At 65.1% G+C, this 14409-nt stretch carries 12 protein-coding genes; 7 read left to right on the top strand and 5 right to left on the bottom strand.

Features of this window, described 5'->3' with window-relative positions; all coding sequences use genetic code 11:
- Positions 1 to 105: 105 nt before the first annotated feature.
- The 3 genes from M0R88_RS13935 to M0R88_RS13925 all read right to left on the bottom strand — a co-directional run bounded on the left by M0R88_RS13935 (position 106) and on the right by M0R88_RS13925 (position 4087).
- Entirely contained in the window at positions 106 to 1434 is a 1329-nt protein-coding gene (locus M0R88_RS13935; RefSeq protein WP_248654103.1) for a substrate-binding protein, read from the bottom strand.
- Between the two features lie 207 nt (positions 1435 to 1641).
- Positions 1642 to 2319 carry a haloacid dehalogenase type II gene (locus M0R88_RS13930; RefSeq protein WP_248654102.1) on the bottom strand — a complete coding sequence of 226 codons (678 nt, stop codon included), beginning with the start codon at positions 2317 to 2319 and terminating at the stop codon, positions 1642 to 1644.
- 91 nt (positions 2320 to 2410) lie between these two features.
- On the bottom strand, positions 2411 to 4087 hold the full coding sequence (locus M0R88_RS13925) for a long-chain-fatty-acid--CoA ligase (protein WP_248654101.1): 1677 nt from the start codon (positions 4085 to 4087) through the stop codon (positions 2411 to 2413).
- A gap of 193 nt (positions 4088 to 4280) precedes the next feature.
- Between M0R88_RS13925 and M0R88_RS13920 the strand changes: the two genes are divergently transcribed.
- The 7 genes from M0R88_RS13920 (at position 4281) to acs (ending at position 12117) form a co-directional block, all read left to right on the top strand.
- Positions 4281 to 5108 (top strand): CBS pair associated ParBc domain-containing protein, encoded by an 828-nt coding sequence (locus M0R88_RS13920; RefSeq protein WP_248654100.1) that lies wholly within the window; start codon positions 4281 to 4283, stop codon positions 5106 to 5108.
- Positions 5109 to 5338: 230 nt separating this feature from the next.
- Entirely contained in the window at positions 5339 to 6367 is a 1029-nt protein-coding gene (locus tag M0R88_RS13915) for an ABC transporter ATP-binding protein (RefSeq protein WP_248654099.1), read from the top strand.
- The gene (locus M0R88_RS13910) at positions 6364 to 7158 is read left to right on the top strand and encodes an ABC transporter permease (protein ID WP_248654098.1); all 795 of its coding nucleotides are present in this window, start codon (positions 6364 to 6366) and stop codon (positions 7156 to 7158) included. Before M0R88_RS13915 ends, M0R88_RS13910 begins: the two co-directional genes overlap by 4 nt.
- A gap of 101 nt (positions 7159 to 7259) precedes the next feature.
- Positions 7260 to 8960: an acyl-CoA mutase large subunit family protein gene (locus tag M0R88_RS13905; RefSeq protein ID WP_248654097.1), complete on the top strand. Its 1701-nt coding sequence runs from the start codon at positions 7260 to 7262 to the stop codon at positions 8958 to 8960.
- 91 nt (positions 8961 to 9051) lie between these two features.
- A complete protein-coding gene (locus M0R88_RS13900; protein WP_248654096.1) occupies positions 9052 to 9654 on the top strand; it encodes an N-acetylmuramoyl-L-alanine amidase in 603 nt (200 codons plus the stop codon).
- A gap of 93 nt (positions 9655 to 9747) precedes the next feature.
- Positions 9748 to 9966 (top strand): DUF8015 family protein, encoded by a 219-nt coding sequence (locus M0R88_RS13895; protein ID WP_248654095.1) that lies wholly within the window; start codon positions 9748 to 9750, stop codon positions 9964 to 9966.
- A 159-nt stretch (positions 9967 to 10125) separates the two neighbouring features.
- Positions 10126 to 12117, top strand: a complete 1992-nt coding sequence (gene acs / locus M0R88_RS13890; RefSeq protein WP_248654094.1) for an acetate--CoA ligase — start codon at positions 10126 to 10128, stop codon at positions 12115 to 12117.
- Between the two features lie 142 nt (positions 12118 to 12259).
- Here the strand turns inward: acs and M0R88_RS13885 are convergent, their stop codons facing one another.
- Both M0R88_RS13885 and M0R88_RS13880 read right to left on the bottom strand, forming a co-directional pair.
- On the bottom strand, positions 12260 to 12556 hold the full coding sequence (locus tag M0R88_RS13885; protein ID WP_248654093.1) for a hypothetical protein: 297 nt from the start codon (positions 12554 to 12556) through the stop codon (positions 12260 to 12262).
- Between the two features lie 286 nt (positions 12557 to 12842).
- Positions 12843 to 14333 carry a DHH family phosphoesterase gene (locus M0R88_RS13880; protein ID WP_248654092.1) on the bottom strand — a complete coding sequence of 497 codons (1491 nt, stop codon included), beginning with the start codon at positions 14331 to 14333 and terminating at the stop codon, positions 12843 to 12845.
- Positions 14334 to 14409 lie beyond the last annotated feature (76 nt).

Genomic DNA, 14409 nt, shown 5'->3' with positions numbered 1-14409 from the left:
GCAGTCCGATTCCCCACCATGTCTGTGTGGTATCCTCTCGCAAACATAAAGGTTGGTTCCTTCGTTTGAACCCCGAACGGGGTAGCTACCGACCCGCCGCTCCGTCTACTCGTACGGACCCAGGTCGCAACGGGCGGCCGGACCCTCGTCGCAGGCGTAGCCGAGCGTGTCCCGCGGCGTCAGGTTGACTATCTCGAAGAACTGGCCCTGCTTCTGCTCGCTCGCCGGCAGTCCCTTGACGACCGGCACCGCGCGCTGGGCCTGATGGTCGCACTTGCGCATCAACTCCGGCCCCATGCCGAAGTTGTCGTACTCATAGCCTTCCAGCGCCTTGATGACCTCCGGCGGGTAGAAGGTGCCCGCTCGCTCGACGGCCGCGGCGTACTGGAGCGTCTGGGCGTAGGCCAGTTGGGCCGGCCCCGACGGGATGCGGGCGTACTTGTCTTGGAACGCCTGCGTGAAGTCGTTCGACGGCTGGTTGTCGATCTGGGAGTCCCACGCGACGGTGCCGAAGACACCCTCGATGGCTCCGCCCGCAGCTTGGGCCATCGGTCGGTTGTACAGCGGGACAATGATTTCCATGTCCTTGTCCAGTCCCATGGAAATGGCCTGGCTCAGCGAGTTCGCGCCATCGAGACCGTAGTGGTCGAGGAAGAGGACGTCGGTCTTCTTCCGGGGTACCTGCGAGAGGTACGACGAGAAGTCCTTAGTTCCCAGCGGGGTCGCCACGCTGTTAATCTGAGACCACCCCGCTTCGGTGAAGAACTTCTGGACCGACGACTCGACGGTCTTGCCCCACGTGTAATCGGCGTAGAGCTGGTAGAACTGCTGGTCCTTGCCGAACTCCTTCGTGACCGGCGGTACCAGCGCTTGAGCGGTCATGTAGGCGTTGAACATCTCCCGGAAGGAGTACCGGACGCAGTTCTTGCCCGTGGTCTCGTTCGAGTGAGTCAGACAGCACTGATACTGGACCTTCTCGCGCTGGCACAACTCCTGGATGGCGATGGCGACTGCGCTCGACGAGCCACCAGACAGCATGATGGCTTGGTCGCGTTGAATCATCCGGCGGGCCGTCTGGCGGGCCTGGTCGGCGTCGGTCGCGGTGTCACCCGACACGAAGTCGATCTCCTTGTCGAGGACGCCGTTACCGGATAGACCGTTCCAACTGTCTACCCAACCGCCCCCGTTGTTCAGATGTTCGACCGCCAGTTTGTACGCCCGGAGCTCGTCCTGCCCCTCCGAGGAGTAGGGTCCCGACTGCGGGACCGTGAACCCGAACGTCGCGGCCTCGCCCTGAATCGGGAAGTTCCCGATGGGCGGATACTCCTGTGCGCTTGCGCTCCCCGTGACCCCGGCTAACCCCGCGAGACCGGACGCTCCGGCCATCTTCACTACGTCTCGGCGCGACACGTCAGCTTTTTCTCCCCGTGCCATGCTATCACGGGACGGTTACATCATTAATAATCATACGGGAAGATTCCGGCGGCGAACCTGTAAAATATCTCGCGGCTCTCCGAGTAGCGAAGCGTTGACGGCACGAGGGGACGATATTTCCTTCCCCCTGTAGAGTGTTAGCACATCAACATCTCTCGGTGGCCCGCAAGTCCTCTCGCTCCGCGCTAATGCCCGGTCCGCGGACGGTTATAGAGAGTTCGAGAGCGCCGACAGCGACTCGACGGTCAGGTCCGCCTCCCCGCCGACCGCTTCCGGGGGTTCGCGCGTCCGGTTCACCCACGCGGTCGCCATCCCGGCGCCGGCCGCGCCCGCCACGTCCCACGGGTTCGACGAGACCAGTCGGCACTCGGCGAGCGACCTGTCGAGTCGGTCGGCGGCGTTGCGGTACACCGCGGGGTCGGGCTTGAACGTCCGGACCTCGTGAGCGCTCACCACGTCGTCCAAGTGCGCGGCGAGTCCGGCGTTCTCCGCGAGCGCCTCCAACATCTCGGGGTTGCCGTTCGAGAGGACGACCACAGTGTGAGTCTCGCCCAACTCGGCCAGCGCGTCGGCGGCGTCGGGGTAGGGGTCCAACTCGTCGTACGCCGCGATTATCTCGTCGCGGGCCGACTCCGGAGGGTTCAGGTCGTAGAACTCCAGCGCGTAGTCGAGCGCGCGCTCCGTGACCTCCGCGAACGGTCGGTACTCGTCCATCAGCGCGACCTGCTGGGCGTAGCGCAACTGGGTACGCCGCCAGAGGGCGTCCACGTCGGCGACGAACCCGTCCGCGATGGCGAGGTGGTCGCCGAGCGCCGCGGTGACGCTACTCGTGTCGCAGAGCGTGCCGTACATGTCGAAGCAGAGCGCCTCGTCCTCGTGGCTCATAGTTCGCTCTACGTACCTCGCGCTCGTCCTTCACGTTTCGGCTCCGACCGCAGCGAACCGGAAGAACGACGAGCAGTACAAGTTCGACTCCCTATCCCTGACCCACCATCCGCTCCTCGTCGTCCCACTCGCGCTCGCGGAGTTCGTACTTCTGAATCTTCCCCGTCGCGGTCTGGGGGAGGCGTTCCACGAACTCGACGCGGTGAATCGCCTTGTAGGAGGCCAACCGCTCCTTCGTGAACTCCCGAATCTCCTGCTCGGTCGCGCCCGGTTCGTCGGGGTCGCCCGAGGCCGGGACGACGAACGCCTTCGGCGTCTCGCCCCACTCGTCGCTCGGCGCGGGAATCACGGCCGCGTCGCCCACCGCCTCGTGTTCGAAGAGGACGTCTTCGAGTTCGATGCTGGAGATGTTCTCGCCGCCCGAGACGATGATGTCCTTCTTGCGGTCCTGTATCGAGAGCATCCCGTTCTCGTCCACGACCGCCAAGTCGCCGGTGTGATACCACCCGTCTCGCCGCCGGGAGAACGCCTCTTCGGTCGCCTCGGGCTTCTCCCAGTAGCCCTCCATGACCTGATTGCCCCGGACGACGATTTCGCCCAGCGTCTCGTCGTCGCGGGGGACATCCTCGCCGTCCTCGTCCACGACGGCGACCTCGGTGCCGAGGTAGGGAATGCCCTGTCGCTTCTTCAGCGAGAACCGCTCGTCGCCCTCGGGCAGGAGCCTGCGGGCGTCGGAGGTGGTCACGAGCGGCCCGGTCTCGGTCGCGCCGTAGACGTGCTTGAGATACCAGCCGAACTCGTCTTCGACGGTCCTGATGGTCGCCTCCGGCGGAGCCGACCCCGCGGTGGCGACCCGGACCGGGTTCTCGCCGGTCGTCCGGACCTCGGTTCGTTCGTAGTACTCGATGAGGCGGTTCAGGACGGTCGGGGCGGCACACAGATACGACACGTCCTCCTCGGCCACCACGTCGAAGATTTCGGCCGCGTTGACCCCGCGGGTGCAGACGTGCGTCGCGCCCATCCCGGTAATCGCGTAGATGTGACCCCAGCCGTTGACGTGGAACATCGGCAGAGTCCAGAGGTACACGTCGTCGTCGCGAATCTCCTGATGCACCGTGACGAGGTAGGCGTGGAGCGTCTCGGTGCGGTGGGTCCGCATCACGCCCTTCGGGTCGCCCGTCGTCCCGGACGTGTAGTTGATGGTGATGACGTCGTCCTCGTCCATCTCCGGACGGTCGTAGTCGTCCGGGTCGGCGCTCCGAATCACCTCCTCGAAGTCCTCCCACTCGCCCCACTCCTCGACGCTCGATTCGTCGCCCCCGGACTCCGATTCGCCGACTTCCGACTCGTCGGCCCCGAGTTCGCTGGCGTCGTTGACTATGAAGATCTCCGTCGGCACCTCGTCTCGAATCGCTTCTACCTTCTCGGCGTACTCGTAGTCCGCGACGATTGCGTCCACCCCGGCGTCGTTCAGGATGTACTCGAAGTCCTCGGGCGTCAGCCGGTAGTTCAGCGGGGTGTGGACCGCGCCCAACTGCACGATGCCGTAGGCCGATTCGAGGTGGTAGTGAGTGTTGGGGTCCAGCACGGCCACCCGGTCGCCCTTCCCGATGCCTCGGTCGGCGAGCGCGGCCGACAGGCGGTCGGCCCGCTCGCCGAACTGCTCGTAGGTGTAGCGCTCGCCCGTCGTGGCGAGGACGGCCGCCTCGTCGCCGTAGTACTCCCGTGCCCTGTCGAGGAAGTCGGTCACGAGCAACGGTTTGCGCATACGGGAAAATCACCGACTTTCGTGATATACATTGGGGGTGGTCCGGAGTCGCGGTCGGTCGGAGGGGTCGGCGTCGGTCAGAAAGTCGGTGTCGGTCGGGAGGGTCGGTGTCCGTCGAGTCGCGCCGGGCGACCGTCGTCTCGGGGGCGGAGACCGGGAACCCTTTTCACCGACCGGCGCGTGAGTTTCACGCATGGACGTGGCGGCACCGGACGGCGGCACGGCCGAAGGCAAGCCGAAAGTCAAAGACTACATGACCCGCGACGTGGCGACGGTCTCGCCCGACGCCACCGTCGAGGAGGTCGCCCGGCGCATCGCCGAGAGCGACAAGCACAACGGCTATCCGGTCTGCGACGGCCGACGCGTCGAGGGATTCGTCAGCGCACGCGACCTGCTTCTGGCCGAGGACGAGGAGCCCATCTTCAAGGTGATGAGCCAGGACCTCATCGTCGCTCACCCCGACATGGACGTCAACGACGCGGCCCGCGTCATCCTTCGGTCCGGCATCCAGAAGCTCCCCGTCGTGGACGACGCGGGCAACCTCGTGGGCATCATCTCGAACACGGACGTCATTCGGTCCCAAATCGAGCGCGCGACGCCCGAGAAGGTCGGGAAACTCATGCGCACCCTCGAATCCATCCACGACACCGAGGTCGAGCAGACCCGCCGGGAGGTTCCCTTGGACGACCTCACCCCGACGCAGGGCAAGGTCTACGCCGACGAGTTGGAGGGCCGGACCTACGAGTTGGAGCGCGGTCTGGCCGAACCCCTCGTGGTCATCGACTGCGCGCCCGAGAGTTCGGACGGCGACTTCCTGCTGGCGGACGGCCACCACCGCGTGATGGCCGCCGACAAGATAGACATCGACACGATGGACGCCTACGTCATCCTCGTGGACGAGGACGTGGAACTGGGGATGGCCAAGACCGCCGAGAAGGAGGGACTGGAGGGTCTGGAGGACGTGAAGGTCGTGGACTACGCCCGCCACCCCCTCGTGGAGACGACGAAGCGATTGCAGTAGTTCGGGTGGATTCGCGGTACGTCGGGTCTGGGTTCTCCTTACTCCCCCATCGTGAGAGGGTGTCCGCTCGTTTCGGCGGCGTGCGTGTCGTTATCGTGCCTCTCCCGGAGTTTCGGTCGTTCGCCGTCGGCGAAAACTCGACGGTATCATGGGTCAGACCGCTTCTCCACGAAAAATAACCCTGAACCGGGATGGAAAATTTTACACTTCCCTATCGATTCCTCCCTATCATGCAGCCAACGGAACGGCGACAAAAACAGCCGGTCATCTCCGTCGAGAACATGCGCAAGACCTACGCAGACGGGAGCGTCGTGGCGGTGGACGACGTCTCCTTCGAGGTCGAGCGCGGGTCCGTCGTCGGACTGCTGGGTCCGAACGGGGCCGGGAAGACCTCGATCATCAAGTCGATTCTCGGCGTCGTCCTGCCCGACGAGGGCGACATTCGAGTCGATGGCGTGAACGTCCACGAGGACGACGACGTGTACGAGAAGGTCAGCGCCGTCCTCGAAGGCGCGCGGAACGTCTACTGGCGGCTGACGGTCCGAGAGAACATCTCCTTTTTCTCGTCGTTGCAGGGCATCGACCCGCGGAACCACCGCGACGAACACGACGAGTTGATGGAACTGCTGAACATCGACCACAAGGCCGACGAGACGGTCAAGAACCTCTCGCGGGGGATGAAACAGAAGACCGCGCTGGCCTGCGCGCTCGTCCGCCAGACGCCCGTCCTCTTTCTGGACGAACCGACGCTCGGACTCGACGTGGAGGCCTCCCACGACCTCCGGCAGGAACTCGACCGCCTCGTGACCCAAGAGAACCGGACGGTCGTCCTGAGCAGTCACGACATGGACGTGATGCAGGACCTCTGTGACCGCGTCATCATCATCGACGACGGCGAAATCGTCACCGACGAGTCGGTGTCGGGCTTGGTCGAACTGTTCCGTACCCAGGCCTACGAGGTGGTCGTCGAAGACGACATGTCCACGACGGCCCGCCGGACGCTCGAACGCGAGTTCGACGTGGCCGAGTGGCGCGAGCGCGGCGACTGGACGGTCTGTGAGGTCTCGATGGCCGAGGGCGACCGCGTCCACGACCTCATGCGGACCCTCGAGGAGTTCGACCTGACGCCGCGGTCGGTGTCGGTCGTCCAACCCGACCTCGAAGACGTGTTCCTCGAAGTGACCGGCGAGGACGAGACCGAGAGCGAGCGCGGAAGCGAACCGGCCGACGAGTCCCGAACTGTGGAGGGTCGAGCGTGAACGTCCGACACCTCTACCTCTTCGGTCGAGCGTCGTTCCTCAAGTCGCTCATCCTGATGCGGCGCTACCTGTTCAACACGGTCGCCCAAATCGTCAGCATGTACCTGCTGTTCGCGGTGATGTTCTTCGGCGGCCGACAGGTCGCCGGGGCGGCAATCACCGACTCGATAGAGGGCATCATCGTGGGCTACTTCCTCTGGATGCTCATCATGAGCGCCTACTCGTCCATCGCGGGCAACATCAACAACGAGGCCCAGTGGGGCACGCTCGAGCAACTCTACATGTCGCCGCTCGGGTTCGACCGCATCGTCGGCGTCAAGACCTTCGTGAACGTCTGCGTGAGCCTGTTCCTCGCCTCGACGCTGCTCGGGTTGATGGTCGTGACGATGACCTTGGTGTCGGCCGAGGTCACGCTGAGTTTCAACGTCCTCACCGTCGTCCCGATTCTCGTGTTGACGCTCGCGCCCGCGGTCGGACTGGGCTACATCTTCGGCGGTCTCGCCCTGCTGTACAAGCGGGTCGAGAGCGCGTTCCAACTCATGCAGTTCGCGTTCATCGGTCTCATCGCGGCACCCGTCGAGCAGTTCCCTGCGTTCAAGTTCGCGCCGTTCTCGCTCGGGAGCTACCTCCTCCGGCAGTCGATGAGCGAGCAGAAGACCCTGCTGGAACTTCCGCCCGCCGACCTCGCGCTGCTGGCCGGCCTGGCCGTCGTCTATCTAGGCGTCGGTTACGGTCTCTTCCGAATCATCCAGCGGAAGGCCCGCGAGCGCGGCGTGCTGGGCGAGTACTGACCGTTCGTCTTTCGCTGCTTCCTTTCCCTGTCGGGTCGCGGTCGCCCGTTCCGGACGCAGATGTACGCAGATTCATTATCCTTCGAGCAATTATTGCAACTATGTACGACGAGGACGACCTCGCGGAGATACGCGACGCGAAAGACGAGTGGGAAGACGAGACCTTGGACCCCGTACTCGACGCCTACGGGGAGCGCAAGGACCGATTCGCCACCGTGTCGAACCTCGAAGTGGACCGACTCTACACCCCCGACGACGTGGCGGACCTCGACTACGAGGAGGACCTGGGCTTCCCCGGCGAGGAACCCTACACCCGCGGCCCGTACCCGACGATGTACCGCGGCCGGACGTGGACGATGCGCCAGTTCGCCGGATTCGGCACCGCGGAAGAGACCAACGAGCGGTTCCACTACCTCATCGACGAGGGCCAGACCGGTCTCTCGACCGCCTTCGACATGCCGTCGCTGATGGGCAAGGATTCGGACGACCCGCTCTCGGACGGCGAGGTCGGCAAGGAGGGCGTCGCGGTGGACACCCTCCGAGACATGGAGATTCTCTTCGACGGCATCGACCTCGCCGAGGTCTCGACCTCCTTCACCATCAACCCCTCCGCGCCGGTCATCTACGCGATGTACATCGCGCTGGCCGACCAGCAGGGCGTCCAGCGCGAGGAGATTCGCGGAACGCTCCAGAACGACATGCTCAAGGAGTTCATCGCACAGAAGGAGTGGGTCATCCCGCCCGAACCGTCGCTGGACATCGTGACCGACACCATCGAGTTCGCGGTCGAGGAGACGCCCAAAATCAAGCCGGTCTCCATCTCGGGCTACCACATCCGCGAGGCGGGTTCGACCGCGATTCAGGAACTCGCGTTCACGCTGGCCGACGGGTTCGCCTACGTCGAGGACTGTCTCGACCGCGGGATGGAGGTGGACGACTTCGCGCCCCAACTCTCGTTCTTCTTCAACTCCCACAACTCCATCTTCGAGGAAGTCGCCAAGTTCCGCGCCGCTCGGCGCATCTACGCGAACGTCATGGACGAGTGGTACGGTGCCGAGAAGGACGCCAGCAAGCAGCTCAAGTTCCACACCCAGACCGCGGGCCAGAGCCTGACCGCCCAACAGCCACTGAACAACGTGGTCCGGGTGACGATTCAGGCGCTCGCCGGCGTGCTGGGCGGGACCCAGAGCCTCCACACCAACAGCTTCGACGAGGCGCTCGCGCTCCCCTCAGAGAAGGCGGTCCGGGTCGCGCTCCGGACCCAGCAGATCATCGCCGACGAGTCGGGCGCGGCCGACATCGCCGACCCGCTCGGCGGTTCGTTCGCAGTCGAGAGCCTGACCGACGAAACCGAGGAGAAGGCGATGGCCTACATCGAGGAGATAAAGGAGATGGGCGACGGGTCGGTCCGCGACGGCGTGCTGGCGGGCATCGAACAGGGCTACTTCCACCGCGAGATTCAGGACGCCTCCTACGAGTACCAGGAGCGCGTCGAGGAGGGCGAGGAGACGGTCGTCGGCGTCAACAAGTACGAGATAGAGGAGGACACCCGACCCGACATCCTCAAGGTGGACGAGGAGACCCAACAGCGGCAACTCGACCGACTCGCCGAAGTCAAGGACGAACGCGACGACGAGGCGGTCGAGGCCGCGCTCGAAGCCATCGACGACGCCATCCAGAACGACGAGAACGTCATGCCCGCCATCGTCGACGCGGTGAAAGCCTACGCCACGATGGGCGAAATCATGCAGGTGTTCGAGGCCGAGTACGGGTCGTATCAGGAAACTGTCAACGTCGCATAAAATCGGCCGAATCGTTGCTTTCAGACTTGTTTACTAGTGTAAAACTGTATGAGAAATTATATTAATCTCCGTGATTAATGTATTCATTCGCATGAGTTCGAGAAGAAACTTCCTGAAGAAGCTCGGCGCAGCAAGTACTGTCGGTCTCACCGGTACCGCGGCCCTCTCGGGAACCGCGGCGGCTGCCAAGCCCGGAGTCGACTGGGAAGCAGCCCACTCCAGCAACTACACCGCCGCCGACCGCGGCGCTGGTAAGATCGACTGGATCGTCATCCACACCGTGCAGGGGTCGGCCAGCAGCGCGGTCAACTGGTTCCAGGACCCCGACGCCAACGTGAGCGCCCACTACACCGTCGCCGAGAGCGGTTACCTGTACCAGAGCCTCGCCGACATGAACATCGGCTGGCACGCGGGCGGGTCGAACTACAACGACTACTCGATCGGCATCGAACACGGCGGCTACGTCAGCGAGACCTACGAGGACGCCCAGTACCGCAAGTCCGCGGACCTCTGTGCGTACCTCTGCGAGCAGTACGGCGTTCCGAAACAGCATCCCGGCAGCGTCCCCTACGACGCTGCGAATCCGGCCAACGGCGGCATCATCGCTCACTCGCAGGTTCCCGAAAGTACCCACACCGACCCCGGTGCCAACTGGGACTGGGACTACTTCATCGACCTCGTCAACCAGTACTGAGCGGTCCGGCGACGCGGACCGGTTCGCCGAACGTCACCCGCAGTGCAGTGTCGGCGGCCAAATTTTTTTCCGAGCGCGCCTCGAAGCTCTCTCGTGAACTACACAGTCCAATACTACGACCTCGTGCTGGTCGCCATCTTCGCTACGATGGCGACGGGGGCCGGAATCGGCGTGTTGACCTCGCTCGCGCTCCCGACGGCCGTCACCATCGCTGGCGTGACGGCGGCCCTGCTCATCGCGCACGGCCTGTTCGTCAACGGACCGGTGGACGGTCCCGAGGATTTGACCGACGAGGTCGAGGCGCTGAACTGAGCAGTCGGGAGTATCCGACAGCGGACACGTCGCAAACGAGAGGTGTAACGCGGCGTTTCCGGACTCGGTGCGACGGACAGGCGCGCTTTCCGCGGATTCTGGCGTGCTAACTCGCGGCAACCTTTATTGCTCTCCTGAGTGAGTATTCGAACTGAACTCATGTCCGAAGATACCGCCGAACTCGAAGCACGGCTCGAAGAGCAAGACGAGTTCGAGCCGCCAGCGGAGTTCGTATCGCAGGCGAACGTCTCCGACGATTCCATCTACGACGAGTTCGAGGAAGACTGGCCCGAGTGCTGGGAGCGGGCGGCCGAACTCTTGGACTGGGACGAGTCGTACGACGAGGTGCTGGACGCCTCGAACCCGCCGTTCTACGAGTGGTTCACCGGCGGGAAGCTCAACGCCTCGGCGAACTGTCTGGACCGACATCTGGACGAGCGCGGTGACGAGGCCGCCATCGAGTGGGTCGGCGAACCCACCGACGAGGAGAATCGAACGTACACCTACGAGGAGTTGCACCGCGAGGTCAACGAGTTCGCGGCCGCGCTGAAGGAGTTGGGCGTCGGCGAGGACGACGTGGTAACGATGTACATGCCGATGATTCCGGAGTTACCCATCGCCATGCTGGCCTGCGCGCGCATCGGCGCACCCCACTCGGTCGTCTTCGCCGGCTTCTCCGCGGAGGCGCTGGCGACCCGGATGGAGTCGGCCGACTCCGAGTATCTGGTCACCGCGAACGGCTACTATCGGCGCGGCGACCCCCTCGACCACTACGAGAAGACCCGCGAAGGACTGGGCGACGTGGGCCACGACGTGTCGGACGTGGTGGTCGTGGACCGACTCGGCGAACACGGCCACGGCCACGACTTGGAGTCGAACGAACGCTACTATCGGGACCTCGTGGACGAACAGTCGGGCGCGGAGGTCGAACCGGTCTCGCGCGACGCCGAGGACATGCTGTTCCTGATGTACACCTCCGGCACGACCGGTCAACCGAAGGGCGTCAAGCACACGACCGGGGGCTACCTCGCGTGGACCGCGTGGACTTCGCAGGCGGTACTGGACGTCAAACCCGAGGACACCTACTTCTGCTCGGCGGACATCGGCTGGATCACCGGCCACTCCTACATCGTCTACGGCCCGCTGGCCTTGGGCACGACGACGATGATGTACGAGGGCACGCCCGACCACCCCGAGCGCGACCGCTTGTGGGAGATAATCGAGGAGTACGAGACGACGCAACTCTACACCGCGCCGACCGCGATTCGGGCGTTCATGAAGTGGGGTAGCCAGTACCCCGAGCAGCACGACCTCTCCTCGCTGCGCTTGCTCGGGACGGTCGGCGAACCCATCAACCCGAAGGCGTGGAAGTGGTACTACAAGCACGTCGGCGACGAGTCCTGCCCCATCGTGGACACGTGGTGGCAGACCGAGACCGGCGGGATGATGGTCACGACCCTGCCCGGCGTCAAGACGATGAAACCCGGCTCTGCGGGACCGCCCCTGCCGGGCGTGGACGCGCAGGTCGTGGACCCCAACGGCGACGAGGTCGCCCCCGGCGAGGCGGGCTATCTGACCGTCCAGAAGCCGTGGCCGGGGATGCTCCGGACGCTGTACCAGAACGACGAGCGCTACATCGAGGAGTACTGGGCGGAGTACTCCGACACCCAGTCCGACGACATGGACGATTGGGTGTACTTCCCCGAGGACGGCGCGAAGATAGACGACGACGGGTACATCACCGTCCTCGGGCGCGTGGACGACGTACTCAACGTCTCGGGCCACCGCCTCGGCACGATGGAGATCGAGAGCGCAATCGTCGGCGTCGAGGGCGTCGCGGAGGCCGCGGTCGTCGGCGGTAAACACGACGTGAAGGGCGAAGCGGTCTACGCCTACGTCATCACCGAAGACGGCTACGACGAGGACGACGAGATGCGCTCGCGCATCGAGGAGGGCGTCGAGGACGCAATCGGTCCCATCGCTCGGCCCGAACAGGTCGTCTTCACGCCCGAACTCCCGAAGACGCGCTCGGGCAAGATAATGCGACGCCTGCTGGAGGACATCGCCAACGGCGAGGAGTTGGGCAACACAAGCACGCTCCGAAACCCGGACGTCGTCGAGGACATCCAGCGGAAGGTCGGCGGGGACTGAGGGCGTTCGCCGACGCACACTACCGCCGGGCGGGGTAAAGGGACCGGTCGCTGGCGTCGGTGCAGTCGTCTGAGCGACCGGCAGCGACCGGGGGCCTTCGAGGCGTTCTACCCTTTCGACGCTGTGGCTGTAAATCCGACTCTCACGCGTTCAGCCAGTCGTTCCCCGACACCGACTCGTCCACGTCGCGGCAGATGTCCGCGCCCTCCTCGCGGACGCGCTCGGCGGAGGGGAGCGCCTGCTCGTTCCGAATCGTCGTCTCTATCCACAACGCCATGCGCTCGGCTTCCGTCTTGCCCGCGACCTCGCCGACCTCCTCGATGGACCTCTCGTAGACCCGTCGAGGCGACCGGCCTTCCTCGTCAGCCTCGTACTCGTCTCGGGTTCCGACGTCCCGGACGGCGCGGTCGATGTCGTGCATCGACTGCGTGATGCTCATGGCACTCCTGACGTGATTTTCGGAGGAATACTTGGTGGGCGTTTTCGGGGCCGGGACGGTGGACGGCGGGAACGTCGGCTTGCGGCGCTGCGGAAGTCGTTGCCGTCACCGCTCTGCACCGTGACCGCTACCGTGTGGTGACCGCGAAACGAACCGATGCCGACGCCTCTCGAAACGTAACGCACAGCACCGCGTCGCCCACGGATGAAACTGTGTTCTGCCGTTCCGAAACGAGTTTAGGGAGTTCTCAGACGTGTGAGTACGGTCTCGGAACGGCGCTCGCCGGTCAGTCCTCCGGGTCGACGACGGTCGCCTCGAAACTCGCGTCGCCGCCGTGGGCGTACTCGCCGTCGCTTCCCGGCGTCGATCGAATCGTCTCGAAGAACCGCGAGGTGATGACGTCGCTGACGACGGTCGTGAGCGAGGCCTCCTCTTCGTCTTCGACCGCGCCGAGGAGACCGAGCGGAATCTGGGCGCCCGCCATGTCGGCGTGGCCGCCCGCGCTCCCGATCTGGTCGAACGCCGAACGGAGCGTCTCGCCGAGGTCCACGTCGGTCCCGCGGGCGCGCGCCGAGACGTACACCGTGCCGTCGCGGAACCCGTAGACCAGCGTCGTCGTGATGGACTCCATGTCGAGCAGGTGGTCGGCCGCCTGCGCGAGCGCGTCGCGGTCCGACAGCGACCCGACGCAGGACGCCAGCACGGTCCCCTCGACGCGGCGATTCCGGATGGCGCGCGCGATGGTCTCGAACGTGTCGGGGCTGACCGACGGGCTCTCGACCCGTTCGAGCGTCCCCACGTCGGCGTGGGGCAGGAGGTGCGACGCCGCCTCGAAGTCGGCGGTCGAGACCTCCCGCGAGAAGTCCTTCGTGTCCACGCGGATGCCGTAGAGGAGACCGGTCGCCACCTCCTCGGAGAGGTCGATGCCGAGCCGCTGGATGTGTTCGGCCAGCAGGGTCGAGGTCGCGCCCACGTCGCTCCGGAGGTCCACGAAGTCGGCTTCGGGGGGCTCCTTCGGCGGATGGTGGTCGATAACGATGTCCACCTCGGTGTCTTCGGGCAGTTGGTCGTTGACGCCCGGCCGGGAGTGGTCGACGAGCGCGATGCCGCCGAACTCCTCGAAGTCCACCGCCTCGCCCGCCGCGAAGTTCCGGAGGTCCAACTCCAGCAGGTTGACGAACGCCCGGTTCTCCTGATGGGAGATGTCGCCGAAGTAGCAGGGGACCGCCTCGACGCCGATCTCCTCGGCGACGCGACAGAGCGCGACCGCGCTGGCGATGGCGTCGGGGTCGGGGTTGTCGTGCATGAACACCGCGAGCGTGCCGTCGATGCGTCGAATCGCCCGCCGGAGGTTGACGGTCCGAATCGCGTGGTCGCCGGTCGCCACCGCCAGCACCTGCTCGACCAACGCTGCGGTCGGGTCGATGACGTGGTCGGCCAGCGCGGCTATCGTCTCGCGCTGGTCGGAGTCGCAGTCCTCGCCGAGGTAGCCGATGATGTACGCCTCGGGGAACAGCTCCGCCGCGAGTTCGGCGGCCTCGCGGTTGGCCGCGGGGTCGCGGTCGGCGACGACGACGACTTCCGCGCCCTCGACACCCGCGCGCACGGTCTCGCGGTCGGTCGGGTCCCCGAGCGTCGCGGAGACGCCCTCCTCGCGGAGCGCGTCGATGCGGCTCTCGGCGTCGTCTACGACCAGCATGCTGTGTTCGCCGTCGGCTATCGCCTCTACGAGGGTCTGACCGACGGTTCCACACCCCAGCACCAGCCGCGAAACCATTCTACCCGCGGGTTCCCGTTGCGCGGCCTAAAGTCTACCGTCTACGGTCGCTTTGCGGTCGGCGTACGGAGTTTTT

Origin of the sequence: Halorussus gelatinilyticus, from assembly GCF_023238445.1 — an archaeon.
GTDB lineage: Archaea > Halobacteriota > Halobacteria > Halobacteriales > Haladaptataceae > Halorussus > Halorussus gelatinilyticus.
This window is presented reverse-complemented; position numbering and strand designations above follow the sequence as displayed.

Bases quoted from the DNA above. Each gene is read 5' to 3' on its own strand.
- M0R88_RS13915 (WP_248654099.1), top strand. From the start codon at position 5,339: ATGCAGCCAACGGAACGGCGACAAAAACAGCCGGTCATCTCCGTCGAG.
- M0R88_RS13880 (WP_248654092.1), bottom strand. From the start codon at position 14,333: ATGGTTTCGCGGCTGGTGCTGGGGTGTGGAACCGTCGGTCAGACCCTC.
- M0R88_RS13885 (WP_248654093.1), bottom strand. From the start codon at position 12,556: ATGAGCATCACGCAGTCGATGCACGACATCGACCGCGCCGTCCGGGAC.
- M0R88_RS13925 (WP_248654101.1), bottom strand. From the start codon at position 4,087: ATGCGCAAACCGTTGCTCGTGACCGACTTCCTCGACAGGGCACGGGAG.
- acs (WP_248654094.1), top strand. From the start codon at position 10,126: ATGTCCGAAGATACCGCCGAACTCGAAGCACGGCTCGAAGAGCAAGAC.
- M0R88_RS13920 (WP_248654100.1), top strand. From the start codon at position 4,281: ATGGACGTGGCGGCACCGGACGGCGGCACGGCCGAAGGCAAGCCGAAA.
- M0R88_RS13900 (WP_248654096.1), top strand. From the start codon at position 9,052: ATGAGTTCGAGAAGAAACTTCCTGAAGAAGCTCGGCGCAGCAAGTACT.
- M0R88_RS13930 (WP_248654102.1), bottom strand. From the start codon at position 2,319: ATGAGCCACGAGGACGAGGCGCTCTGCTTCGACATGTACGGCACGCTC.
- M0R88_RS13935 (WP_248654103.1), bottom strand. From the start codon at position 1,434: ATGGCACGGGGAGAAAAAGCTGACGTGTCGCGCCGAGACGTAGTGAAG.
- M0R88_RS13905 (WP_248654097.1), top strand. From the start codon at position 7,260: ATGTACGACGAGGACGACCTCGCGGAGATACGCGACGCGAAAGACGAG.